Raw genomic sequence first — 25371 nt, 5'->3', positions numbered from 1 at the left:
AATCAATGCTGGCAATCAGCGTGGCGATCAGTGTGGCAATGACCGGGCGGCGGCTCGCTGCCGGACACGGCGGCTGGCGCGCTCGCTTCTGCATTGGGCGCAGGCGGTGCACCGTAGCCCGATTGCGCGATCTGCTCCTGTGCCAGACGCGCTTCGTTGGCGCGCTTTTCGGCAAGCCGGCGCATGGCGCTCTGCACATCTTCCGGATACGTGGCGTCGTTCGCCGAAGCCGGGCGGTAGCCCACCGACTCCAGATCGATCAATTCCTGAAGCACCTGGGCGCGCGTCACCGGGCCGTTATGCGTGCTGCTGGATTGGGCAAACGACAGCGCCGGAACGATCGCCATCATCGCAACCAGTGCTGCGCGCAGCATTGCGTTTTTCACCATGCTCTCCGTATGAATTCGACGAGCAGAGTCTACGCAGCGCGGCCACGCGTAAAAACCGGCTGGCGAGGGAGACAGTCTTCCATTCCTCGCAAGATTGATAACGAGTTCTGCGATCCTCAGATCTGGTCGCGGCCAAACGCGCGCAGCCCGTCGAGATCGACGACATCCACGCGGTTATACGAGAGCGCGACGAGCCCCTGGCTCTCGAGCGTCTGCAGGGCCTGGTTGATCCGTTGACGCGACGCGCCCGCCAGCATGCCGATCTCCTCCTGCGAGATGTCGAGCGCACGCCCCGTCTCGGGGTAAAGATCGGGGTTGAACATCTGCGCGAGCGACTGCGCGACGCGCGCATCGACGCCGAGCAAGCGGCTGTTCTGGATCAACGCGATGAATTCGCCCATGCGGTTGTTGAGCTGGTGGATCACGAAGCGGTTGAACGGCAGGCTGCAGTCCATGAGCCGGTGGAACGTCCCGGTGGCGACGGCCATGACGAGCGAGGGCTGCAGCGCGATCACGTCGTACTTGCGCGGCTCGCGCTTGATCACGCTCCCCTCGCCGAACCAGCCGCCATGCGGCACGCCCGAAAACGTGCAGCCGCGCCCCGAAGCATTGAAGATCGCCAGCTTCACGAGCCCGGAACTCACGCCGAGCCACCAGTCCGAGGGCGCTTCGCGCGCGGCGACGATCGCGCCCGCCGCATAGCCCTGCGCATGCGACGACGCCAGCACCCACTCGCGATGCTCGGGTGCAAGCGCGCGGAACCACGCGCAGCGCTCGAACAGCGCAGCCAGACGCGCGGCGCTCGCGGCGTCGATGCGCTCGCCTTCGCGCCATGAATCGCGGGCGGGCGGGGTTCCGTCCGGGGGCATAATGGATTGCGACATCGCGCTTTCCTGGGTTAGGTCAATCTTCGGGTCGATCTTGCCGGGCGGACCGTGCGGCGCGGCCCGCTCTGTCGCGCCGGCGACAGACTGGCGCGCGCGGCCCTGCTACGTTAGCGCGAATCATATCGACAAACCAATAACCGTTCGGAGACACCGCCATGCTGCACCCCTACGAAGAAGGGCTCGCGCAACGCGAAGCCAATTATGTGCCGCTCACGCCGGTCGATTTCATCGCCCGCGCCGCCGAAGTCTATGGCGACCGCCTGGCCGTCGTCCACGGCGAGGTCCGGCGCAACTGGCGCGAAACCTACGCGCGCACGCGGCGGCTTGCGAGCGCGCTCGCGCAGGCGGGCATCGGCCGCGGCGACACAGTGGCGGCGCTGCTGCCCAACATCCCCGCGATGGTCGAGGCGCACTTCGGCGTACCCATGCTCGGCGCGGTGCTCAACACGCTCAACACGCGACTCGATGTCGCAACCATGCTGTTCATGCTGCGCCACGGCGAAGCGAAGGCGTTGATCGTCGATACCGAATTCGCGGCGCTCGCGCAGCGCGCGGCGCTCGAATTTCCCAATCTCAAGATCATCAGCGTGGCCGACGTCGCGGCCGCCGACCCCGAGTCCTTCCCGCGCGCCACCGACTACGAGGCATTCCTCGAACAAGGCGATCCGGAGTTCACCTGGGAGCCGCCGCGCGACGAATGGGACGCCATCGCGCTGAACTACACCTCGGGCACGACGGGCGACCCCAAGGGCGTGGTCTATCACCATCGCGGCGCGTACCTCAACGCGGTGAGCAACATCCTCGAATGGGACATGCCCAAGCACGCCGTGTACCTCTGGACGCTGCCGCTCTTTCACTGCAACGGCTGGTGTTTTGCCTGGACGGTCGCCGCGCGCGCGGGCGTGAACGTGTGCCTGCGCAAGTTCGACGCGAAGCTCGTGTTCGACCTCATTCGCAGCGAGCGCGTCACGCACTATTGCGGCGCGCCCATCGTGCAGGGCGCGCTCGCCGACGCCCCCGCGGAGTATCGCGAAGGCATCGCTCACACGGTGCACACGATGGTGGCCGGTGCGCCGCCCGCGCCGGCCGTGATCGCGAAGATGAAGGCAATCGGCATCGAACTCACGCATGTCTATGGTCTGACCGAGGTGTACGGTCCCGCTGCCGTGTGTGCGGTGCAGGCGCGCTGGCAGACGCTCCCCGATGAGGAGCAGGCGCGCCTCGCCGCGCGCCAGGGCGTGCGCTACCACCTGCAGAGCGGCGTGAGCGTGCGCCATGCACAGACGATGGAACCCGTGCCTGCCGACGGCGAAACGCTCGGCGAGATCATGTTCCGCGGCAACATCTGCATGAAGGGCTATCTGAAGAACGAGCGTGCCACCGAAGAGGCGTTCCGCGGCGGCTGGTTCCACACGGGCGACCTCGGCGTGATGACGCCCGACGGCTACGTGCGCATTACCGACCGCAGCAAGGACATCATCATCTCGGGCGGCGAGAACATTTCGAGCATCGAGGTGGAAGACACGCTGTATCGCCATCCGGCCGTCGCGCTCGCCGCCGTCGTGGCGATGCCCGACCCGAAGTGGGGCGAAGTGCCTTGCGCGTTCGTCGAACTGCGGCCAGGCGCGAGCGCCACGGCCGAGGACATCATCGCGCACTGCCGCCTCTTTCTTGCGCACTTCAAGGTGCCGCGCGTCGTGCGATTCGGCGAACTGCCGCGCACGGCCACGGGCAAGATCCAGAAATATGAGTTGCGCGCGCAACTAGGTTCGCAAAGCGCGATCGACGTGGCGGGCGCACCGCCCGCACCGAAAACGCCGCGGTAAGAACGACATCGGGACCCGCTGGCCAGTACAAGTGACGCATTCGGGCGGCCCGCGCCGCCCGAGTGTAACGTCAGTTGACAACCCGCCCCCCTATGGCTTGCTGCCGATTGTCAGGTGCGGCACTCATTCCTTTCTGCATCAAGGGCCAACTGTCAGATCGGACGTCCTTGCATGAAGAATCGTATGAAACGAAAGCTTACAAGTGGTCACGTTTTCCTCCGCTTCGGGCCGATAAGCTTTGAACCGTGGTCGCAACACAAAGGCATTCCGATGCCGCGTGACTGACGACGCAACCAAAGAGGAGGTAACTCATGAATTCGAAGAGCTGGAAGACCCCCGCCCGCGCTATCGCCGCGGCACTGATCGCCGGCGGCGCATTGATGGGCGCATCGAGCGCCTTCGCCCAATCCGCACCGTATGGGCTGCGTGCCGAATCGGCGCCGCAATACGGGCAACCGCACATGATGCCGGTGGACGCGCACATCTCGATCGGCTGGCACGAGAACCGTTACTACGACGGCCACCGCTATTGGGACCACGACGAGTGGATGCACCGTCACCCGCACGATCCGGGTCCCCCGCGCTACCGCGACGACGACCGTCGTCCGCCGCCCCCCCGTTATTGATCGAGGCACCTGAAGCGGCACACCGAGGCCGGTCTTCCCCCAATGGAGACCGGCCTCGGCGCATTTCGGCTCCTTACTTCGGCGTGCGCGTGCGGGCGCGCAAATATCGTTCGACATGCGAATCGATTCGGCCGCAATGCCCGCCGCGCGGCGGATCCAGCCTGCCGCGCCACGCGCCGGGCGCGGCCGGAAAGGCAGACGTCAGTAATTGCAGGTAATGCGCAAGTGTTGCCGGCCGCCCGGCCCGCGGGTAACGTTAATGGGCGTTTCGTTCCCCGGAGCGCACGGTGTATTCTCATTGCCCGGCCAGAGATGGCCGGTTTTTTTTTGCGCGGATGGGAACGCGCCCTTCGGGCGGCAGGACGAGGCGCACCAGGTTTTTTTTCCGATTGCGAACGCAATTTTGCGGACGTAAGGTGCAATTGCCTCTTGAGAACAGGCGAGCCTTGTGACCCCCGGTCGTGACACAGTCCGGCCGGGGATTTTTTTGGCTTCTGCGCTTTGGAGAATCGCGTCTGCCGGAGCGGCGCCGCGAGAGAACGAGCTATGACGGATCACCGAATGAGGAGTTCGGCTTCGCTCCAGCCAGAGCTAGATCCGTCATGCCGTGCATTATCCGGGCTCAAGGCCGCAGCGTCACTAGCCGCTCGCGCAAAGATCCATTACATAAACTGGCAAGATTTGGGGACGGACGTCGAAAAGCCGGCCTGTGCGCATCGGTTAACATGGTGGTTTCGCCTGCAGGGCCCGCCCGCTTTTGCCAACCGCTTGTGCCAACTTTTACGCTTGCCCATCCCGTCGCCGCGGAACTCGAGATCCGCAAGAGCCGCTTCATCGCGCACGCCATTCCTGTTGCCGACCGCGAAGCGGCCATGGCCGAAATCCGCCGTCTGCGCGACGAACACCCCACCGCCACGCACGTTTGCTGGGCGCTGCTCGCGGGCGGCCAGTCCGGCATGTCCGATGACGGCGAACCCTCCGGCACCGCCGGGCGCCCGATCCTCGAGGTGCTGCGCCATCACGACCTGGACGGCGTGCTCGCCGCCGTGGTGCGCTACTACGGCGGCGTGAAGCTCGGCGCGGGCGGTCTCGTGCGCGCCTATACCGACGCCATTGCAAGCGCCTTGCAGGGGGCCGGGCGCGTCGAACGCATCGCGCAGGCACGACTCACCGTCGAACTCGGCTATCCCGACGAAACCCGCGTGCGTCACTGGATCGACCAGGCGCAGTTCACGCTCGTGGAGAGCCAGTACGCCATGACGGTCCGTCTCACGATCCAGTTGCCCGCCACCGCCGTGGACGCCGCGCGCAACGCGCTGACCGACCTCACGCAAGGCCGCTCGGGCTTCCCGGAGCACGGTTGAAGCGGGCCACCGGCTGCCGCCGCCCTGCAGGTCGCACACTTTCAAAATCTTTTCATTTCTTTCATAAAGTTTCATGAAAGCTTGCCGTAATGAAGGCACGACCGCGCATTCGCGCGTTCCGTCGGCTCGACGCACCAGAACGAACGGACTTCTTTCATGGCAAGCACGATCACGAACACCACGACCGCCAGCGCGAACAGCGCGCTGAGCGACGCCGCCCAGTCCATCATCAGCGGCGCAACGAACGCCACGCTCGACGTCAACCAGCTCGTCAAGGCGCTCGTCAACGCAAAGATCGCGGGGCCGAGCGCTATCCTCAGCGCGAAGCAGAGCGCCAGCAACACGACGCTCTCGGCCTTGGGCACGCTGAAGTCGGCGCTCGCTTCGCTCCAGAGTGCGCTCGAGCCGTTCAAGGACGGCGCCGCGCTGCAACGCTTCACCGCCACGGCGAGCGAGAAGGACAAGGGCTTGAGCGCAGTGCCCGGCAAGAACGCCGTGGCGGGCAGCTTCACGGTCGAGGTCGATCGCCTCGCGACGGCGCACAAGCTCGCCTCGGATGGCTTCGACACGGGCGAGACGTTCGGGGAAGGCAGCCTCGACCTCTCGATGGGCGGCAAGTCCATGCACCTGACGATCGCCGCGGGCAGCAACAAGCTCACCGACGTCGTCGCGGCGATCAACCGGGCGAAGGACAACCCCGGCGTCACGGCTTCGATCGTCAACGGCGCCGACGGTCAGCACCTCGTGCTGACCGCGAACAAGACCGGCGCGGCCAACGCGATCGACGTACAGGCGGGCCCGGGCGTCGATACCCGCCTCGCTTCCTCGCAGATGCGCGAAGTCGAGCCAGCCGGCGACGCCGAGCTGCGCATCGACGGCACGCGCGTCACGAGCGCGAGCAACACGCTCGAGGGCGTGGTGAGCGACATCACGATCAAGCTCGCAAGCGCTTCGGTGGGCACGCAGCAAACGCTCACCATCGCTCCCGACACCGCAGCGACGAGCACGTCCATCCGCGGCTTCGTGAAGGCGTACAACAGCTACGTGGATGCCCTGAACGGGCTGACCTCCTTCACGGCGGCGACCGGTTCGACGAGCGCGCAGGCTGGCGCGCTGCTCGGCGACTCGATCGCGCGCACCCTCGCGGCGAGTTTGCCGGCGGTCGTTTCGGCGGGCGTGAAGGGCGGCGACGGCGTGACCCATTCGCTGGGCGAGATCGGTATCAAGCTCGACAAGAGCGGCAAGCTGGAAATCGACGACGAGACGTTCAAGAAGGCGCTGCAACCGGGCAGCAGTGCGATTGCGGCGCTGTTCGGCAGCGGCGGCATGACCGCCGGACTCAACAGCGCCATCACACCCTACGTTCAGTCGAGCGGCATCATCGAGCGGCGCAGCACGGCCATCAACAAGGAGCTTGACGACATCAAAAAGCAGTCGTCGATGCTCGATGTGCGCGCAACCCAGCTCACTGCGAAATTCAACCGCCAGTTCACCGCGCTCAATAATCTCATGTCGATCATGAACAACAACCAGCAATATCTGACCCAGCTCTTTGGCGGCGCAAACAGCGCGGGCGCCCTCGCGACGAATCACAAATAAGGCCTGAATGCGCGCGGCTCGACGCCAGGGCAGAAAAAAAAGCCGCCGAGCGAATCGGCGGCCAACAGGGGACGTGAAGAACAACCGCGAATCGAACTATCGAATCGACCCGACCGCTCCATCATGGCGAGCCAAAATTAAGACAAACTTAAACGCCCGCAAAAAAGCGATCGCGAATTCCGGCGCACGAGGCGCGGGCAATTGAAAGAACGCGTAATAATGGGCTGGCTATACTTGATCTGGTCAGGGGCGCCCGCTCATGCGCGCCCGCATGACTGTCTTCTACCCAATCCGGAAGAGCCGCCATGTTTGATCGACTGCATCGGTTTATGGAAGGCGCAGGTCCAGAGCGGCGCCATCGCGTCTGGAGCAAGGTGCGCATTTTCGTGGCTGCAATGGGCACGCTCGGCTCTGCCGCCGGCATCGCCATCGCGGTGGTCGGCCTCATCAACTTCGACCACCAGAAAGTGATTGCCGGCGTGGCCGTCATCATCGTCTGCACGGCTGTCTACGTGTCGATCCTCGTGCGCGACCGCAATCGCGCCGACTAGCCGCGCCGCCCCGGCGTTGCCGCCTCACTGCAGGTTCTGGCCGTCGCGCGTGACGTGCACGGCTGTCGCGCCCACGTAGTCGGCGCGAATGCTGTCGCCCACCTTGATCGACTCGAGCGGCACGTCCGGCGGCGCCACTACCACGACCGTACGGTTCGGTCCGCGCAACGCGACCTTGCGGCTCTTGCGGTCGATCTTCTCCACCGTCGCGATCACCTGCACGCTGCGCGCCGTCGCCGTCATGCCGCCGGAAGCGGGCGTGGTGGCGACCGTATCGACGCGCGAGCGTATGCCCCTCGTGGCAACCTTTTCGGCACGCAGCAGCAGCGCCTCCTTGTAGAGGATGTTCACATGATCGCCAGGCTTGAGCTTGCTCACGTCGCCGACCGCGGGATCGACCGAGACCGTCACGAGGTTGCGGCGCGCGCCGCGCAGCGTGACGGAATTGGTGGCAGCGTCGATGCTCACGACCGTCGCCGTGGTCTGCACCTCGCCGATCTGCAGCGCGGCGTTGGGCGCACTCTCAGGCGCGGCATCGGACGCCGTCTGCGCATGGAGCGGCGGCGAAACACCGAGGGCAAGCACGAGCAAGGCGCCGAGCAGTGGCGCGGAAGAACGATGGCGCGTGGACATGAAGCCTCCTTGTGTGGATCGTGAATGGCAAGAGAGCGGCCTGGCGCCGCGCACGGCACGCATCAAGCGCTGTTCATGCAGGCTTCTTTGGCCGCACAGCGCAGGTAATGGGCATAGACACGCTCGCGTTCCTCCTTCGCGAACTGACGCTTTTCGGCAAGCCGCAGCATGCGATGCCGGTCCGCGCCGAGCGTTGCGTAGTAGCGCTCCGTATGCAAGCGCTTGAAGCGCGTGTAGAAGTCCGGGCCAGGCAGGCCGGAATCGGTCGAGAGCAGCGAAGCATAGTCGGCTTCGCGCGGCTCGCACAACGCGGCCGCGGCCGCCTCGAGCCTGGCGTACCGCACCCGCAACGGCACGTCGCCCGCGAACTGGGCATGAAACGCACTGTACGGCACAAGCGAGCGCCGGCTCGCAGCGCGGCGCAACAAACGAGCTAGCTTTTCATCGAGTTCCCGGTCCATCCGCAGCGGCCAGAAAGCGGGCCGCCGCCCATGCCGCGCATCGATTGACGAAACACGCGGACGCTTTTGGCGGCCCGGCAGGATTCAGGGACCCGTTTCGCCACGCGACACGCCGCGCGGCGAATCCGGCATTCTGCATTCGTTCATTCGAATCCAATCCGCATTGCAATCGGTTCGAAATATCTGCGAAAACATTCTGCACAAAAAAATCGAATCGCTCGCTGAAATTGCCCATAGCCGTCATCGTCCGCGCCGGGCCACGCCAATTTCCACCGCGCGGATCGAAAACGCTAACAAACATTCAGGGTGCGACCGCCGTCATTTAATTCATATTGGATAAGACCGATTCAACTCAATATATGCTGAATACTGAATTGGTCATACAAAACAAGGCGAAGTGTTGCTTTCCAACGTTTGAGCAATTAAGTCAGGTTAACTGGCTGCAATGGGCGCAAACTGCGCATTGCGGGATCGACGCGAAATGGCCGCGTCCATTGTTGACCGGCGCGAACCGGTTGTTTTTTCCCATTAGTTCAGGATTATCGACAAGTCAAGCAGACTATTTTTCCGCTAGCTATACACATTCCCTACAAAAACAATTATTAATATCCGCTGCGGAACACCGAGGCGTTTCGCAACAAGCGCCCTTCACCGGGCGTCGATTTCGCCGTCCGTCATGGCCCCCGCGTCGCCGCACCGGCGCCGGGTCCATGGCAAGCGACAAGACCCGCTTGCAGGAAGGGTTACAGGAGCGGCACATCCGCAATGCCGCGTGTCCGGAATCTTTCGTCGACGAGTGAACACATGCTTACCCGAACCGAGAACCTGCCGAGCGTCGCGAGAAGAATGGCCGCCGGCCAGATGTTGATGGAAGGCGCGACCGTGAATAGCGTCGCCGACTCACTCCACCTTTCCGCCCAGACGGTGAGGCGCTACAAGTCCATCGTCGAAGACGGCGGACTCGCCGCGCTCCAGCAGATGAGCGTGGGTGGCCGTCCTTCGGTGCTCGATCAGGCCGCGCTAGGCTGGATCGCGAGCGCCCTGCACGGCTCCGCTCGAGAGCACGGCTTTGCGAGCGATGCGTGGACCAACAGCCGCGTGCGCGAGCTGATCGGCCGCCAGTTCGGCGTGCACTATTCGCGCGTCTATACCTGGCAGATCGTCTCGAACCTCGGCCTCGGCCACCGGCTGTCGAAATCCGCGCGCTGAACGGCATGGAGGGCGTCGCGCGCGGCACGAAAGCCGGCGCGCCTCAGCCTCGCGTAGCGGGCGCATCGCGGCCTCGGCTTCCGGCTTCGGAATCCACCAGCGGCTGCGCCCCTTCGCCCGTCCATTGCTGCGACCGGACCTGATTTCGGCCCGCTTCCTTGGCTTCGTAGAGCAGGCGGTCGGCGGCGGCCAGCAGCTTCGCGCCGCTGCCGCCCTCCGGCGGATTGCAGCTCGCACACCCCGCGCTCACCGTCACGCACCCCTGGTGCGTACCACTCAGCGTGAGATTGTCCGACTCGATGCGTTTGCGGATCTTCTCCGCCATGCGCGCCGCGGCGTCGAGCCCCGTGCCCGGCAGCACCACCGCGAACTCTTCGCCGCCAAAGCGCGCGGCGAGATCGGTTGCGCGCCGCGATCCCGAAGCGATGCGCCCGGCGACGAACACCAGCACCTCGTCGCCGGCGGCGTGCCCGTAGGTGTCGTTGAAGAGCTTGAAGTGGTCGATGTCGAAAAACAGCACGGCAAGCGGCGTGCGTTCGCGCACCGCGTGATGCCATTCCTCCGCGAGACGGCTGTCGAGCGCGCGGCGGTTCGCGAGACCCGTGAGCGGGTCGGTGACGGCGAGGCGCACGAGCTTGCCCTCGGCCACGACCTTGTCGCGCAGCGCGAATGCGAGTATCCAAGACACCGCGACCCACGCGCCGCCGAACACCGTGGTCATCACGAGGGCGATATCGCTGCGCCGCCGCCAGCCGGCGAGCACGTCCTCCACGGCCGGCGCCACGACGACGATGAACGGCGAGTTGCCCACATGCGCAAAGGTATAGATGCGCTCGACCCCGTCGATGGCCGAGCGCGATGTCTGGGTGCCGGCGGCGCGACGCGACAGGAATGCGAAATTCGGCAGGTCCGCGTAGCTCGAGCCGGCACCGCGCGCCGAGGGCGGCCTGCTCGCGAGCAACGTGCCGTCGCACATCAGGACGAAGAGGCGGCCGCCCGGGCCGAGGTCGATGCGCTCGAGCAGTTGATCGAGATAGTCGAGACGCACCCCGAGCAGCGCGACGCCCGCGAACGAGCCGTCGGGCGCGTTGATGCGGCGCGTGAGGCCGATCGTGAGCGCGCCGCCGCGCAGGCGGGAGTGGAACGGCTTCGAAACGAACAGGCCCACATGCGGGTCGCGCTGCTGCGCGATGAAGTAATCGCGGTCTGCAAACGAAATGCCGGCGGGTGAAGTGTCGAAGGCGTTGCTGCGCGAGGCTTTCATATGGCCCGCGGCGTCGATCACGTAGGCTCCGCCGAGCCTCGACGCCGCCGTGGCCCGGTCGAACAGCACGCGCTGGCGCAGCGCCTCGGGCATGCTCCAGGTCTGCGGCTGCTGCGCCGCCTGGACCACGGCCTGCAGCGACAGGTCATAAATCTCGACGTTGCGGGCAATATCGCTGCTGATGAGCTGCACGAGGTTGCGCGAGTTCTCCTGCGCGTGGCGCAGCTCTTCGGCGCGGCCCTCGTAGAGCGCCGCGTAGGTCAGGATCGCCATGACCGTCGCCACGAGCGTGCCGCAGAGCCCCGCAAAAGACGGATAGCGGCCGATCACGCGCGTCGCCGCCCTTGCCCGCGCGACGGCCCAGCGGTGCACCAGAAGACGCAGTGAAAGAACCCGTTTTGGCATCTGCGCAATCCCCTTGCTGACGGCGCGATTCGCGCTTCGGTTCGCGCTTCGATAGAGCGCCGTTCTATCGGGCATACATCGGGCATGCATCGGGCATGACTGGCACGAATCCGTCATCAAACGGACACCTGGGCGGTTCACGATCGACGGCGAAACCTGTGCCCACTCCCTCCCCCAAGGAGCCCGCCTGCCATGCCAGAATATTCCCTGTCACCGCAACCTGGCACTGCCCCCGCGCGCGGGCGCAACGCCAGCCTGCTCGCGTTCCTCGTCGTCATCGCCGCAGGCGCCGTGTACGTGGGAATGCATCTCGCCGACGACCTCTCGCCGGTGCGCGAAAGCTCGGCGATGCCCTGGATCCTGCTCGGCATCGCGCTCTTGATCGCGCTCGGCTTCGAGTTCGTGAACGGCTTCCACGATACCGCGAATGCGGTCGCGACCGTGATCTATACGCACTCGCTTTCGCCCAATATCGCCGTGATATGGTCCGGCGCGTGGAATTTCCTCGGCGTGCTCACGTCCACCGGCGCGGTGGCCTTCGGCATCCTGCAGCTGCTGCCGGTGGAGCTGATCCTGCAGGTAGGCAGCAGCGCGGGCTTCGCCATGGTGTTCGCACTGCTCATCGCCGCGATCATCTGGAACCTCGGCACGTGGTACTTCGGCCTGCCTTCGTCGAGCTCGCATACGCTGATCGGCTCGATCATCGGCGTAGGCCTCATGAACCAGCTCATGCACGGCGCGAACGGCACGAGCGGCGTGGACTGGAGCCAGGCGCTCGGCGTGGGCAAGTCGCTGCTCTTTTCGCCGATCGTCGGCTTTTTGCTGGCAGGCCTCCTGCTGCTCATCCTGAAGGCCGTCGTGCGCGTGCCCGAACTCTACTCGGAGCCGAAGGGCAAGGAGCCGCCGCCGTTCTGGATCCGCGCGCTGCTCATCCTCACCTGCACGGGCGTGTCGTTCGCGCACGGCTCCAACGACGGCCAGAAGGGCATGGGCCTCATCATGCTGATCCTGATCGGCACGGTGCCCACGGCCTATGCGCTGAACCGCGCCGTCACGGCCGAGCAGACGCAGACCTTCGTCGCCGTCGCGCACGACGCCACGCGCGCACTCGAGCGCTACACGAACGGCGTGGCCGCGCCCGCCGATCCGCGCGCGGAAGTGGAACGCTTCATTGGCCGCCGCACGCTGTCGAGCACGACGGTGCCCGCGCTCGCCGCGCTGTCGAACCAGGTGGCCGAACAGGTGCGCGGCTACGGCTCGCTCGCGGCGGTGCCGCAGTCGGTCGTCGATAACGTGCGCAACAACATGTATGTGGTTTCCGAGGCGATCCGCCTGCTCGACAAGCAGAAGGCGGTGCCCTTCTCAGCCGACGACCTGAAGTCCATCAACAACTTCCGCAGCCAGATCGACCACGCGACGAAATTCATCCCGACGTGGGTGAAGGTGGCCGTGGCGATCGCACTGGGACTCGGCACGATGGTGGGCTGGAAGCGCATCGTGGTGACGGTGGGCGAGCGCATCGGCAAGCAGCACCTGAGCTACGGCCAGGGCGGCTGCGCGGAGGTCGTGGCGATGGTGACGATCGGCGCGGCGGACGTGTACGGTCTGCCGGTTTCGACCACGCACGTGCTCTCCTCGGGCGTGGCGGGCACGATGGCCGCGAACGGCTCGGGCCTGCAATGGAATACGGTGCGCAGCCTCGTGATGGCGTGGGTGCTCACGCTGCCCGCTTCGATCGTGCTGGCGGGCGCGCTCTACTGGGTGTTCAAGCACGTGTTCTGAATACGCACGGCCAGCAACAAGCCGCGCTCCCCAAGGGAGCGCGGCTTTTTAATTGAACGCTGCGAACGGGCCAGCCTCTCAATAAATCTCCGGAATGATCATGTTCTGCGGCACCGGCTGGCGAATGTAATCCGGATGATGCACGCGCGCCGGCAGCGTGACGTGCGGGTGCTCGATCTCGTGATACGGCACCTGGCTCAGCAAGTGGTGAATGCAGTTCAGCCGCGCGCGCTTCTTGTCCACGCCCTGCACGACCCACCACGGCGCCTCGGGTATGTGCGAGCGCTGCAGCATCACTTCCTTCACGTGCGTGTAGGCCTCCCAGCGGCGGCGGCTTTCGAGGTCCATCGGCGAGAGCTTCCACTGCTTGAGCGGATCGTCGATGCGGCTCTGGAAGCGCACTTCCTGCTCGTCGTCGGTGATCGAGAACCAGTATTTGACGATCTGGATGCCGCTCCTCACCAGCATCTTTTCGAACTCGGGCACCGAGCGGAAGAACTCTTCGTATTCGTCGTCGCTGCAGAAGTTCATCACGCGCTCCACGCCCGCGCGGTTGTACCAGCTGCGATCGAACAGCACCATCTCGCCGCCCGCCGGCAAATGCTGCACGTAGCGCTGGAAATACCATTGCGTGCGCTCGCGGTTGTTCGGTGCGGGCAGCGCGGCCACGCGGCACATGCGCGGGTTCAGGCGCTGTGTGATGCGCTTGATGACACCGCCCTTGCCCGCCGCATCGCGTCCTTCGAAGATCACGACGAGCCGGTGCCCCGTGCTCACGATCCAGTCCTGCAGCTTGACGAGTTCGCCCTGCAGGCGGATCAGCTCGCGGAAATAGACGCGGCGCAGCGCACGCGACTCGTCGCTGATCTGCAGGCCGCTTTCCTGCAGCCGGTCGTCGACCTCCATTTCGAGCTCTTCGTCATAGGCGTCGATGAGTTCTTCATCCAGACGGCGGCGGCGATGCAGATCGGCTTCCTGCTGCTGCGCTTCCGGTTGTTCGGCATCCATCGTGCGGTCCAGTTCATTCATGGCGACTCTCTCCTTGGTCGATGTGCTGGCAACTCGCGCCACTATCGGCGCAGCGAGTGTCACGAATATTTCAAATGCATGCCGATGGCTCACGTGAGAGGTTTGGCGAAGCTCAGTTCGTGGCCGTCCGGATCGACGAGATGGAAATAGCGCTCGCCCCACGGCGCGTCGCGCGGCGCGAATTCGGGCGTGGCGCCGGCCGCCAGTGCGTGGGCGTAGAAGGCGTCCACGTCGGCGACGTAGAGAATCACCCGGCCCCAGCCGTTCACCGGGCCGTGCGGCCCTTCCAGCAGGTTCAGATAGCAGACGCCGGCCGCGCCGCCCAGTTCGAACGACGCAAAGCCCGGCACCGCCGGCCCAGACCTCTGCGCGAAGCCGAGCGCTTCGTAAAAGGGCACCGACCGCGCGATGTCGCTGACGGTCAGCGTCACGGCGCTCAATGCTACGATTTGCGCGGCGCGTTCGTTCATCTGTTCCTCCTGCTCGCGGCACGCTGCGCATCGCCACTGGTTGGACCGCTTTCCGGCCAGCCGATCTCCTCTCCCACCCGCGTGCGCACGAAGTCGATGTGCGTCTGCATCGCCGTGCGCGCCTCCTCCGGGCGCCGCGCGACGATCGCTTCGCACAGCGTGCGGTGCTGCAGCAGCAACTGGTCGGGCGCATCTTCGTTCTGCACACGCAGCCCCGTGCCGTTGATCGTGATGTGCTCGCGCAGCACCCCGAGCACGCTCGTGTGCAGATGCAGGAACATCGCGTTATGCGAGGCCTGTGCGATTACTTCGTGCAGCTTCGCGTCGGTGTCGGCTTCGGCGGCCTTGTCGTCCACTTCGCGCGTGCGCTCCAGCTCCTGCATCAGCGCGCGAATGCGCGCGAGATCCTCGTCGCTCGCGCGCAGCGCCGCGAAATACGCCGTCGCGCCTTCCAGCACGCGGCGAAACTCGAGGATGTCTTCGCGCAAGGCGGGATGATCGGCCACGAGTTGCCCCCAGGGCGAAGCAAAGCCCGTGCGCAGCTGGTCGGTGACGAACACGCCCGCGCCCGGCCGGCTCTGCACGAGGCCGCGCGCAGCCAGGCGCTGAATCGCCTCGCGCACCGTGTTGCGCGCCACGTCGTATTCCAGTGCGAGCACGCGCTCGGAAGGCAGCTTCGCCCCCGCGCGCCAGGTGCCGTCGAGCAGCGACGTCTCCATCTGACGCATCACGGTTTCCACGCGCCCGCGCGGGCCTGCCCTGTCCCTCATTGTCATCCCCGCGCCATCCCGAGTCTCGTTGTCGCTTGCGGCGAGTGGTCCAACCAGTTTGAACCATTCGCCCGAAGCAGGAATTATGCGCCCAAACCAGCGCTTGTCCCCAACCTGCCCGGCCCCGGGCCCGCGGGGAAGGAGCAGGAAAGCGCACAAAGACACCGAGCGAGACATGAAGCCACGGCAATACCCCACCGAGCGCCCCACCGACGTCTATCTGTTCGCCACCTGCCTCGTCGACCTGTTCGTGCCGCAAGCCGGCCTCGACGCGGTGAAGCTGCTCGAACGCGAAGGCCTGACGGTCCACTTCCCGCGCGGCCAGAGCTGCTGCGGCCAGCCTGCGTACAGCAGCGGCAACCCGCGCCAGGCGCGCGAGGTCGCGCTCGCGCAACTCGAACTCTTCGACAAGCCATGGCCCGTGATCGTGCCTTCGGGTTCGTGCGCGGGCATGATGCGTCACCACTGGCCCGCGCTGTTCGACGGCGACGCCGCCAACGCCGCGCGCGCCGAGGGACTCTCGGCACGCGTGTACGAGCTCACCGAATTCCTCGTGCGCGTGCTGAACGTCGATTTCAACGCGTACGGCGCGAATGGTTCTGTCCGGCAGCCCGAAGAGCGTGTCGTGCTGCACACCTCCTGCGGCGCGCGGCGCGAGATGGGCACGCGCGTGCACGGCGTCGAAGTCGTCGATGCGCTGCCGGGCGTGACACGCATCGAGCACGAACGCGAACCGGAATGCTGCGGCTTCGGCGGCACCTTTTCGCTCAAGCATCCGGACATTTCCGGCGCGATGGTCGCCGACAAGATCGCTTCCGCCTGCGCCACGGGCTGCGAGCGGCTCGTTTCCGCCGACTGCGGGTGCCTGCTCAACATCGGCCACGCGGCGGCGCACAAGGGCGCGCCGCTCGCCGTGGAACACCTCGCCTCGTTCCTCTGGCGCCGCACCGGCGGGGAGGCCGCATGAACGTCGATACGATGGGCGCGCGTGCGCGCATGCTGCAACGCCTGCGCGGTCATGCACCCGCCGCGCCCTCCACGACGCTCGACGCGCTCGACGCGCGCATCGACGCGCATTTCACCGCGCGCCGGGCACTCGGCCCGCTTGCGCCGAACGAACGCATCGCGCAGTTCCAGCGCATGCTCGAAGCCGCGCACGCCGAAGTGATCTGCGCGAGCGCCGCAACGTGGGCCGCCGATCTCGCCGGACGCCTCGCCGCGGCGGGCGTGCGCAACCTGCTGCTCGACACCGCCTGCGCCGAAGGCCAGGCGCTCAAGGCAGCGCTCGAAGCCGCGCTCCCGGCCGCCGTGCAGGCGCGCGGTTACACGCGGCCGATCGAAGAGTGGAAGGCCGAACTCTTCGACACCATCGACGCGGGCTTCACCGTCGCGCGCTCGGGCCTCGCGGCGACGGGCACGCTCGTGGTCGTGCCCGACGCGAACGCGCCGCGCACGGTCTCGCTCGTGCCGCCGCTGCACGTCGCGCTGATCCACGCGAGCACGCTGCACGCCGACCTGCACGCCGCCGTGGCCGCGGAGCGCTGGCGTGACGGCATGCCCACCAATCTCGTGATGATCTCGGGTCCTTCGAAGACCTCGGATATCCAGCAAACCACCGCCTATGGCGCGCACGGTCCCCGTGCCCTGTGGGTCGTCGTCGTGACCGATGAGGATCGCGGGACGGATGGGCAGCAAGGAGCCGCCGCATGAGCACGACCACGCAGACCGCTCAGGAAAACACACTCCATTTCGTGCCGACCGCGGAATTTCGCCAGCGCGCACGCACGGCGCTCGACGACCCGCAGCTGCGCAAGAGCTTTCGCGGCGCGATGGACTTCCTGCAAGACAAGCGCGCCGCGCAGTTCCCCGCAGCGGACGAACTCGAAGCCCTGCGCGATCTCGGCGAAGCGGTGCGCCAGCACGCGCTCGCGCGCCTGCCCGAACTCCTCGAACAACTGGAAACGAAGCTGCGCGCGAACGGCATCCAGGTGCATTGGGCCGAGACCGCCGACGAGGCGAACCGCATCGTCCACGCCATCGCGCAACGTCACGCGGCCACCCGCGTCATCAAGGGCAAGTCGATGGCGAGCGAGGAAATCGAGCTCAACCATTACCTCGCGCAGCGCGGCGTCGACTGCATCGAATCGGACATGGGCGAGTACATCGTGCAGCTCGCGGGCGAAAAGCCCTCGCACATCGTGATGCCCGCGATCCACAAGACGAAGGGCGACATCGGGCACCTGTTCGAAGCGCACATTCCCGATACGCCCTTTACGGAGGACGTGGACACGCTCATTCAAACGGGCCGCCGCGCGCTGCGCCGCGCCTTCGTAGATGCGCAGATCGGCCTCTCCGGCGTGAACTTCGCCGCCGCCGATACGGGCACGCTCTGGCTCGTGGAAAACGAAGGCAACGGCCGCCTTTCCACCACGGTGCCCGACGTGCATATCGCGATCATGGGCATGGAAAAGGTCGTGGCAAAGCTCGAGCACATCGTGCCGCTTTCGAGCCTGCTCACGCGCTCCGCCACGGGCCAGCCCATCACGACGTATTTCAACCTGATCAGCAGCCCGCGCCGCGCAGGCGAGAAAGACGGCCCGCGCGAGGTCCATCTCGTCCTGCTCGACAATGGCCGCAGCCAGGCCTATGCCGACGAGCAATTGCGCGCCACCCTGCAATGCATCCGCTGCGGCGCGTGCATGAACCACTGCCCGGTGTACACGCGCATCGGCGGCCATGCGTACGGCACGACGTATCCAGGGCCGATCGGCAAGATCATTTCGCCGCATCTGCTCGGGCTCGACGCAACCGCCGAATTGCCCACCGCTTCGAGCCTGTGCGGCGCGTGCGGCGAAGTCTGCCCGGTGCGCATTCCGATTCCGCAGCTGCTCGTGCGCCTGCGCACCGAGGCGAACCGCGACCCCGAGGAAAACGTCGCGCATCCGCTGCGCGGCCAGGGCGCGAATCACAGCAGGAGCGAGCAATTCATCTGGCGCTTCTGGAGCGGCGCGTTCGCCCATCCGCGCGCCTACCGCGCGCTGCGCTGGGCCGTGACGCGCCTGCGCGGCCTCGCGCCTTCGCAGCAAATGGGCTGGACGCAGCATCGCACGCCGCTCAAGCCCGCGCCGCGCAGCCTGCACGACCTGCTGCGCGAACGCGGCCAGCCGCAATAGCGTTCATGTCGTCAGGCATGCGAAATAACTCGCCAATGCGTGCCTGACGACCTCACATCAATTGACTACCCGCATCATCGGAGGAGACCGTCATGCAACCCTGGTATCAGATCTACACACCGCTCGGCAGTTTGTGGCTATCCGCGCTCGTCGCCGCCATTCCCATTCTGTTCTTCTTCGTCGCGCTCGCCGGCCTGCGCATGAAGGGCCATGTCGCTGCCGCGATCACCTTGTTGCTCGCCCTCGCCGTGGCGATTTTCGAGTACGGCATGCCCGTGCGCCAGGCGCTCGTTTCCGCGGGCTTCGGCTTTGCCTACGGCATCTGGCCGATCGCGTGGATCATCGTGACCGCCGTGTTCCTCTACAAGATCGTCGTGAAGACGGGGCAGTTCGAAATCATCCGCGCCTCGGTGCTCTCGATCACCGACGACCAGCGCCTGCAACTGCTGCTGATCGGCTTCTCGTTCGGCGCGTTCCTCGAAGGCGCAGCGGGCTTCGGCGCGCCCGTGGCGATCACCTCGGCGCTGCTCGTCGGCCTCGGTTTCGAGCCGCTCTACGCCGCCGGCCTGTGCCTCATCGCCAATACCGCTCCGGTTGCGTTCGGCGCGATGGGTATTCCCATCATCGTCGCCGGCCAGGTGACGGGCATCGATCCGTTCCTGATCGGCGCGATGGCGGGCCGCCAGTTGCCGCTGCTCTCGCTGTTCGTGCCGTTCTGGCTCGTCTTCATCATGGACGGCAAGCGCGGCGTGAAGGAAACGTGGCCCGCCGCGCTCGTGGCCGGCGGCAGCTTCGCCGTGACGCAGTACTTCACGTCGAACCACATCGGGCCCGAGCTGCCGGACATCACCTCGGCGCTCGTGAGCCTCGTCGCGCTCGCCGCGTTCCTCAATGTGTGGCAGCCGCGCCGGGCCGCGCAAGGCGCGAGCGTGACGGTGAGCGGCGGTGCCGCCGCGCTGGGCGGCTTCGGCGGCGGCGGTTCGCGTGCGGCCGCTTCGAGCCGCAAGGCTTCGCCATACAGCGTCGCGCAAACGGTGCGCGCGTGGTCGCCGTTCATTCTGCTCACCGCCATCGTGACGGTGTGGAGCGTCAAGCCGTTCAAGGCGCTCTTCGCCGCGAAGGGGCCGCTCGCGGGCACGATTCTGAGCCTGCACGTGCCGGGGCTCGACCGGCTCGTGGTGCGCACGGCGCCGATCGTCGCGTCAGCCAAGCCCTATGAGGCCGTGTTCAAGCTCGACTGGCTCTCGGCCGTGGGCACCGCGATCATGATCACCGCGATCCTCTCCGCGCTCCTGCTGCGCATGAAGCCGCGCGCCGCCGTGGCCGCGTTCTTCGAGACGCTCGGCGAACTGCGCCGCCCCGTGCTTTCCATCGGTCTCGTGCTCGCCTTCGCGTTCGTCGCGAACTACTCGGGCATGTCGTCCACGCTCGCGCTCGCGCTTGCGGGCACCGGCGCCGCCTTCCCGTTCTTCTCGCCGTTCCTCGGCTGGCTCGGCGTGTTCCTCACGGGCTCCGATACGTCGTCGAACGCGCTGTTCTGCTCGCTGCAGCACACCACGGCGCACCAGATCAACGTCTCGGACACGCTGCTCGTCGCAGCCAACACCTCGGGCGGCGTGAGCGGCAAGATGATTTCGCCGCAGTCGATCGCGGTGGCCTGCGCGGCAACCGGCCTCGTCGGCAAGGAGTCGTCGCTGTTCCGCTTCACCGTGCGTCACAGCCTGTTCTTCGCGGCTGTCGTGGGCGTGGTGACGCTGGTTCAGGCTTATGTGCTGACCGGCATGATTGCGCAGTGACGGCGTCGCAAGGCCCGTTCATGCTCGTTTCGATTCCGGACGGCCGCTATGTGGTCACCGCGAGCCATGGCGGCAATACGGAGCGGCGCACGGTGGACATCGGCAAAACGACGCGCGCTCACGAAACCTTCGTCTGGCCGATGTGAAGATCGTCGACGAGCCCCCAGGGCCGGAGGACCTGACACACGTTTCTTTCGCATGACACCCCGTGGCCGCCTCGATGCCACATGAATGAACTCCGTCCCCGTTTGCGGCTATGATCGTGAACTGCGGCGCGGCGGCTCGGCGCCCTGCCGGATTCACGGGGAGTGTCGAATGGCAATGGGCTGGCTCGTCGTATTACCGTTCGTCGCCGCGGCGCTCGTCGCGTTCGCGGGGCCGCTCCCTGGCCGCTCCGCCTTCGGCACATGGGTCGCATTCGCGGCCGCGCTCTTCGGCCTGGGACTGCTGGGCAGCGAACGCGTGGGCATGGCCACTCATGGCGTGCTGCACTGGCAAGCCGACTGGATCCCGCAGTTCGGCCTCTCGTTCGCGCTGCGTCTGGACGGTCTTTCGTTCATGTTCGCACTGCTCGTGCTCGCGATCGGCCTGCTGGTTTTTATCTACGCGCGCTACTACCTCGCGGGCAGCGAGTCGCTGCCGCGCCTTTACGCGCTGCTGCTGCTCTTCATGGGCGCGATGCTCGGCGTGGTGCTGTCGGACAACCTGCTGCTGCTCGTGATCTTCTGGGAACTCACGAGCATCGTGTCGTTCCTGCTGATCGGCTTCTGGCCTTCGCGCCCCGAAGCGCGGCGCGGCGCGCGCATGGCGCTCGCCATCACGGGCGCGGGCGGTCTCGCGCTGCTGGCCGCCGTGCTGCTGCTCGGCCATGTCTGCGGCAGCTACGACCTCGATGTCGTGCTCGCGCATGCGGGCCTCGTGCAGCGCGATCCGCTGTATCCCGCGATTCTGCTGCTCGTTCTTTTCGCGGCCTGCACGAAGTCGGCGCAGTTTCCGTTCCACTTCTGGCTGCCGCATGCGATGTCGGCGCCGACGCCCGTTTCCGCGTACCTGCATTCGGCGACCATGGTGAAGGCGGGTATTTTTCTTATCGCGCGCTTTTACCCTGTGCTCGAAGGCACCGACTGGTTCTTCTACGTGACGAGCCTGATCGGCCTCGTCACGCTCACGGGCGGCGCAGCCATGGCGCTCGTGCAGCGCGACCTCAAGGGCCTGCTCGCGTATTCCACCATCAGCCATCTCGGGCTCATCGTGCTGCTGTTCGGCCTCGACACGCAGCTCTCCACTGTCGCCGCGCTCTTTCACACCTTCAACCACGCGGTATTCAAGGCTTCGCTCTTCATGGCGGCGGGCATCATCGACCATGAAACGGGCACGCGCGATCTGGGCCGCCTGCGCGGCCTGCGCCGCTTCATGCCGCATACCGCCGCGCTGGCCGCCGTGGCATCGCTCGCCATGGCGGGCGTGCCGCTGCTCAACGGCTTCCTCTCGAAGGAGATGTTCTTCGGCGAAACGCTTGCACAAGGACTCCTTGGCGACTTCAACTGGATCATTCCCGCGCTCGCCGTCATCGCGGCGGGGCTCTCGGTGGCGTACTCGCTGCGCTTCGTGTGGGGCGTGTTCTTCGACGGCGAGACGCCGCACGACCTTCCGCACTACCCGCCACACGAACCGCCGCGCTTCATGAAGCTGCCCGTCGAGATTCTCGTCGTCATCTGTCTGCTCGTGGGGCTCGTGCCGGAGCGGACCATCGGCAAGATGCTCGAGTCCGCGGCGTGGTTCACGCTGGGCGGCGTCGTGCCCACGTACAGCCTGAGCTTGTGGCACGGCATCAATCTGCCGCTCCTGATGAGCTGCGTGTCGTTCGCGGGCGGCGCGCTGCTGTTCTTCTATCGCCGCGACGCGTTCCGCCACCATCGTTCGATGCTTTCCGAAATGAACGCGAGCGAAGGCTTCGACCGCTTCGTGCAGCAACTCGAAAAAGCCGCGGGCTTCGTGGTGAATCGCTTTGAAACGCGGTCATTGCCCTCCTATCTCGCGTGGATGATCACGGCGATGCTGATCGTGCCCGGCGCAGCGCTGCTCGCCCTGCCGGCGCTGGACGGCGCGTATCGCTCGGCGCCGCTCGACGCAATGACGCTCGTCGGCCTCGTGCTGATGGCGCTGATGGCGGCAGGCGTCGTGCTCGTGCGCGCCAATACGCTCTATGCGCTCGTGATGCTGAGCACCTGCGGGCTGCTCGTCACGCTGGCGTTCGTGCGGTTTTCCGCGCCCGATCTCGCGCTCACGCAGATCTCCGTGGAAGTGGTCACCGTGCTGCTGCTCGTGCTCGCCATCTACTTTCTGCCTGTCGTGCAGCGCGCGCAGCAGCCGCGAGGCGCGCGTGCCCGCAACGCGGTGCTCGCGCTCGCGGGCGGCGCGCTGATCGGCGCCGTGGCATATGCGGTGATGACGCGTGCACCCGTCGATGGCGTCGGTCAGTTCTTTCTCGCCAACGCGCTGCCGGGCAGCGGCGGCCACAATGTGGTGAACGTGATCCTCGTGGACTTCCGCGGCTTCGACACGATGGTCGAGATCAGCGTGCTGGTGGTGGCGGGGCTCGCCGTGAAGGCGCTGCTGCGCGGCCTGCGCCTGAAATCGCCCGATACGGGCCCGGGCGGCCTGCCGTGGTCGTCGCAGTCGCATCCGCTGCTGCTCGCCATTCTCGCGCGCCTCATGCTGCCGCTCACCCTGCTCGTTGCCGTCTTCATCTTTCTGCGCGGCCACAATCTGCCGGGCGGCGGCTTTATCGCCTCGCTCGTGATCTCCATCGCACTGCTGCTGCAATACGTGGCGAGCGGCGTGCTGTGGACCGAGTCGCGCGTCCGTATCAACTACCGCGCGCTCGCGGGCCTCGGCATTCTCGTCGCAGCCGCAACGGGCGTGGGCGCGATCGTGCTCGGCCGGCCCTTCCTCACGAGCGCGTTCGGCCATCTGCACGTGCCGCTGATCGGCGAAATCGAACTGAGCACGGCCATGCTGTTCGACCTCGGCGTGCTTGGCGCCGTGGTCGGCACGACGCTCACGATCGTCTCGCACCTCGGCGTGCGCGACAAGGACATGCAATCCGTGGAGAAAAGCTGATGGAAGCCGCCTTCGCCATTACGCTCGGCGTACTCTGCGCGAGCGGCATCTATCTGCTGCTGAGCGCCCGCGTGCTGCCCGTGATCCTCGGCATCACGCTGTTCTCGTATGCGATCAACCTGTTCCTGCTCGGCATGGGCCGGCTCTCCACCGGCAGGCCGCCCGTGATCGCGGCGCTCGCGCACTATGCCGACCCGGTGCCGCAGGCGCTCGTGCTCACGGCGATCGTGATCGGCTTCGCCATGACGGCCTTCACGGTCGTGCTCGCGCTGCGCGCGCTCGCGATCGACGGCACCGATCATGTGGACGGCGACAACCCGCGGCGCAGCGGCCCGGAGATGCGCGGCGAATGAATCACGCTCTCATCCTCCCCATCCTGATTCCGCTGTTCGCGGCCGGCGCGATCGTTGCGCTGCCGCTGCGCGCGAAGCGCCTGCAGCGCGCGATCAACGTGATTGCCACGCTTGCGCTGCTGCCCATCGCGGTGGCGCTCGCCGAGTTCGCGGCGCAAGGACGGATTGCCGGCTATGCGCTCGGCGCGTGGCCCGCGCCGTTCGGCATCGTGTTGCAGATCGACCGGCTCGGCGCGCTCATGCTCGTGCTGACCGCGCTGCTCGCGTGCTGCTGCCTGCTCGGCACCACGAGCGCCGACGCCCGGCGCGGGCGCTACTACCGCGCGCTCGTGCAGTTCGAACTGATGGGCCTGAACGGCGCGTTTCTCGCCGGCGATCTCTTCAATCTGTTCGTCTTCTTCGAACTGTTGCTGATCGCCTCTTACGCGCTGCTGCTGCATGGCGGCGGACGCCGCCGCGTGCGCAACGGCCTGCACTACATGCTGCTGAACCTCGTGGGCTCGTCGTTCTTCCTGATCGCGCTGGGCGTGCTATACGGCCTCACGGGCACGCTCAACATGGCCGACGCGGGCGAACGGCTCGCGCACCTGGACCCCGCTTCGCTGCCCCTCGCCCAGTTCGCGGGCGCGACGCTCATGCTCGTATTCGGCCTCAAGGCCGCCGTGTTCCCCATGTCGTTCTGGCTGCCGCAGGCGTACCGAAGCGCAATCGGACCGGTGGCTGCGCTGTTCGCGATCGTGACCAAGGTGGGCATCTACGCGATGCTGCGCTGCGACGCGCTCGTGTTCGGCGCGGCGGGCGGCGTGCTCGACGCGTTCCTGCATCAATGGGCGTGGTGGCTCGCCATCGCGACGATCGTCTATGGCGCGCTCGGCGCGCTCGCGGTATCGAGCCTCAAGACCACGACCGGCTTTCTCGTGCTGGTCTCGGTCGGCCTGCTGATTGCGGCCGTCACGCTGCAAACCGTGCTCGCGTGGAGCGCGCTGCTGTACTACCTCATCAGCACGACGCTATGCACGGGCGCACTGTTCATGCTCGCCGATGCACTGGAGCCCGAAGCCAGCGAGCCTGCGGCCGTGCCCGCTGCCCCCGAAACGCGCGAGCCCGCGTCGCTCGAATCGCTCGACGACGCCACCGCACCCGCCATCACGCCCGAAGCGGACAGCGAGCCGATCGCAACGCCGCCCGGGGCTGCGGACCCAGAAAAAACGCCTGCGCCCTGGCCCTCGAACATCGCCGGCGTGCTCTATCTCGCTGCAGCGGTTGGCGCTGTGGGCCTGCCGCCGCTCTCGGGCTTTCTCGGCAAGGCCATGGTGCTCGCCGCCACACCGCTTGCGCAGGCCGTCGTGCTGTGGCCCGCCGTGCTGATCGCGGGCCTGCTGTCGATCGTCGCGCTCAGCCGCACAGGCACGCGCCTGCTGTGGGCGATGCCCGCCGCGCGCGCCTGCGACGGCGCACCCGCCGGCGCGCCGCGCGACAGCCGCGCCAGGCTCGCCGCGTGTGCGCTGCTGCTCGCGGGCGTGGTGGCGGCAACGGTGTTCGCCGGCCCGCTCAAGCAGTATCTCGACGCCACCGCCGCGCAGTTGTTCGACCGCGAAGCCTATGTTCACGCGATCCTGCCCGCGCAGGCCACGCAAACGTCACAAGGCGGAGGAAGCTGA

Annotated in this window: 24 protein-coding genes; 16 read left to right on the top strand and 8 right to left on the bottom strand. The window is 66.4% G+C overall.

The features are described from left to right. Positions 1-2: 2 nt before the first annotated feature. Complete coding sequence (locus tag C7411_RS09680) at positions 3-374, bottom strand: DUF4148 domain-containing protein (protein ID WP_373682570.1); 372 nt, start codon at positions 372-374, stop codon at positions 3-5. A 131-nt stretch (positions 375-505) separates the two neighbouring features. Further along, on the bottom strand, positions 506-1258 hold the full coding sequence (locus tag C7411_RS09675) for a Crp/Fnr family transcriptional regulator (protein ID WP_243413111.1): 753 nt from the start codon (positions 1256-1258) through the stop codon (positions 506-508). A 173-nt stretch (positions 1259-1431) separates the two neighbouring features. Here C7411_RS09675 and C7411_RS09670 point away from each other — a divergent pair, with 173 nt between their 5' ends. The 5 genes from C7411_RS09670 (at position 1432) to C7411_RS09650 (ending at position 7242) form a co-directional block, all read left to right on the top strand. Continuing rightward, positions 1432-3102, top strand: coding sequence for an acyl-CoA synthetase (locus tag C7411_RS09670; RefSeq protein ID WP_110383570.1), 1671 nt, complete (start codon positions 1432-1434; stop codon positions 3100-3102). 311 nt (positions 3103-3413) lie between these two features. Continuing rightward, on the top strand, positions 3414-3728 hold the full coding sequence (locus tag C7411_RS09665) for a hypothetical protein (protein ID WP_110383569.1): 315 nt from the start codon (positions 3414-3416) through the stop codon (positions 3726-3728). A gap of 725 nt (positions 3729-4453) precedes the next feature. Continuing rightward, positions 4454-5092, top strand: coding sequence for an IMPACT family protein (locus C7411_RS09660; protein ID WP_110383568.1), 639 nt, complete (start codon positions 4454-4456; stop codon positions 5090-5092). Between the two features lie 156 nt (positions 5093-5248). Further along, positions 5249-6691, top strand: a complete 1443-nt coding sequence (gene fliD / locus C7411_RS09655; protein WP_110383567.1) for a flagellar filament capping protein FliD — start codon at positions 5249-5251, stop codon at positions 6689-6691. 305 nt (positions 6692-6996) lie between these two features. Continuing rightward, positions 6997-7242 carry a DUF2964 family protein gene (locus C7411_RS09650; RefSeq protein ID WP_243413099.1) on the top strand — a complete coding sequence of 82 codons (246 nt, stop codon included), beginning with the start codon at positions 6997-6999 and terminating at the stop codon, positions 7240-7242. 24 nt (positions 7243-7266) lie between these two features. On the opposite strand, the gene C7411_RS09645 is transcribed toward C7411_RS09650, so the two are convergent. Both C7411_RS09645 and C7411_RS09640 read right to left on the bottom strand, forming a co-directional pair. Next, a complete protein-coding gene (locus C7411_RS09645; RefSeq protein ID WP_110383566.1) occupies positions 7267-7875 on the bottom strand; it encodes a hypothetical protein in 609 nt (202 codons plus the stop codon). A 62-nt stretch (positions 7876-7937) separates the two neighbouring features. Next, the gene (locus C7411_RS09640; protein WP_133253629.1) at positions 7938-8336 is read right to left on the bottom strand and encodes a hypothetical protein; all 399 of its coding nucleotides are present in this window, start codon (positions 8334-8336) and stop codon (positions 7938-7940) included. A gap of 359 nt (positions 8337-8695) precedes the next feature. On the opposite strand from C7411_RS09640, the gene C7411_RS36970 reads away from it, so the two are divergent. After that, positions 8696-9136 (top strand): hypothetical protein, encoded by a 441-nt coding sequence (locus C7411_RS36970; protein ID WP_133253628.1) that lies wholly within the window; start codon positions 8696-8698, stop codon positions 9134-9136. Between the two features lie 4 nt (positions 9137-9140). Then, on the top strand, positions 9141-9545 hold the full coding sequence (locus C7411_RS09635) for a helix-turn-helix domain-containing protein (RefSeq protein ID WP_028202557.1): 405 nt from the start codon (positions 9141-9143) through the stop codon (positions 9543-9545). 43 nt (positions 9546-9588) lie between these two features. Here C7411_RS09635 and C7411_RS09630 read toward each other — a convergent pair whose 3' ends face one another. Continuing rightward, positions 9589-11214, bottom strand: coding sequence for a diguanylate cyclase (locus C7411_RS09630; RefSeq protein ID WP_110383641.1), 1626 nt, complete (start codon positions 11212-11214; stop codon positions 9589-9591). A gap of 192 nt (positions 11215-11406) precedes the next feature. On the opposite strand from C7411_RS09630, the gene C7411_RS09625 reads away from it, so the two are divergent. Continuing rightward, entirely contained in the window at positions 11407-12996 is a 1590-nt protein-coding gene (locus C7411_RS09625; protein WP_110383564.1) for an inorganic phosphate transporter, read from the top strand. 78 nt (positions 12997-13074) lie between these two features. Here the strand turns inward: C7411_RS09625 and ppk2 are convergent, their stop codons facing one another. The 3 genes from ppk2 to C7411_RS09610 form a co-directional block, all read right to left on the bottom strand. After that, a complete protein-coding gene (ppk2, locus tag C7411_RS09620; RefSeq protein ID WP_243413110.1) occupies positions 13075-14004 on the bottom strand; it encodes a polyphosphate kinase 2 in 930 nt (309 codons plus the stop codon). A 110-nt stretch (positions 14005-14114) separates the two neighbouring features. After that, positions 14115-14495: a VOC family protein gene (locus tag C7411_RS09615; RefSeq protein WP_110383562.1), complete on the bottom strand. Its 381-nt coding sequence runs from the start codon at positions 14493-14495 to the stop codon at positions 14115-14117. Next, a complete protein-coding gene (locus C7411_RS09610) occupies positions 14492-15223 on the bottom strand; it encodes a FadR/GntR family transcriptional regulator (RefSeq protein ID WP_110383640.1) in 732 nt (243 codons plus the stop codon). Before C7411_RS09610 ends, C7411_RS09615 begins: the two co-directional genes overlap by 4 nt. A 217-nt stretch (positions 15224-15440) precedes the next feature. Here C7411_RS09610 and C7411_RS09605 point away from each other — a divergent pair, with 217 nt between their 5' ends. From C7411_RS09605 to C7411_RS09570, 8 genes are all read left to right on the top strand, one after another. Then, a complete protein-coding gene (locus C7411_RS09605) occupies positions 15441-16232 on the top strand; it encodes a (Fe-S)-binding protein (RefSeq protein WP_110383561.1) in 792 nt (263 codons plus the stop codon). An 11-nt stretch (positions 16233-16243) separates the two neighbouring features. Continuing rightward, positions 16244-16975: a LutC/YkgG family protein gene (locus C7411_RS09600; RefSeq protein WP_110383639.1), complete on the top strand. Its 732-nt coding sequence runs from the start codon at positions 16244-16246 to the stop codon at positions 16973-16975. Then, complete coding sequence (locus C7411_RS09595; RefSeq protein ID WP_110383560.1) at positions 16972-18438, top strand: LutB/LldF family L-lactate oxidation iron-sulfur protein; 1467 nt, start codon at positions 16972-16974, stop codon at positions 18436-18438. The genes C7411_RS09600 and C7411_RS09595 overlap by 4 nt, the downstream gene beginning before the upstream one ends. 92 nt (positions 18439-18530) lie before the next feature. Further along, the gene (locus tag C7411_RS09590) at positions 18531-20234 is read left to right on the top strand and encodes a lactate permease LctP family transporter (protein WP_110383559.1); all 1704 of its coding nucleotides are present in this window, start codon (positions 18531-18533) and stop codon (positions 20232-20234) included. Further along, positions 20231-20380, top strand: a complete 150-nt coding sequence (locus tag C7411_RS09585; RefSeq protein ID WP_181431312.1) for a hypothetical protein — start codon at positions 20231-20233, stop codon at positions 20378-20380. The genes C7411_RS09590 and C7411_RS09585 overlap by 4 nt, the downstream gene beginning before the upstream one ends. A 169-nt stretch (positions 20381-20549) precedes the next feature. Then, complete coding sequence (locus C7411_RS09580; protein ID WP_110383558.1) at positions 20550-23357, top strand: monovalent cation/H+ antiporter subunit A; 2808 nt, start codon at positions 20550-20552, stop codon at positions 23355-23357. Beyond that, positions 23357-23710: a Na+/H+ antiporter subunit C gene (locus tag C7411_RS09575; RefSeq protein ID WP_110383557.1), complete on the top strand. Its 354-nt coding sequence runs from the start codon at positions 23357-23359 to the stop codon at positions 23708-23710. The genes C7411_RS09580 and C7411_RS09575 overlap by 1 nt, the downstream gene beginning before the upstream one ends. Next, the gene (locus C7411_RS09570; protein WP_110383556.1) at positions 23707-25371 is read left to right on the top strand and encodes a monovalent cation/H+ antiporter subunit D; all 1665 of its coding nucleotides are present in this window, start codon (positions 23707-23709) and stop codon (positions 25369-25371) included. The genes C7411_RS09575 and C7411_RS09570 overlap by 4 nt, the downstream gene beginning before the upstream one ends.

It is taken from the genome of Paraburkholderia silvatlantica (assembly GCF_003096715.1).
Classification (GTDB): Bacteria; Pseudomonadota; Gammaproteobacteria; order Burkholderiales; family Burkholderiaceae; genus Paraburkholderia; species Paraburkholderia silvatlantica.
Note: the sequence above shows the minus strand (reverse complement) of the source record. Positions and strands in the feature narration are given on the sequence as shown.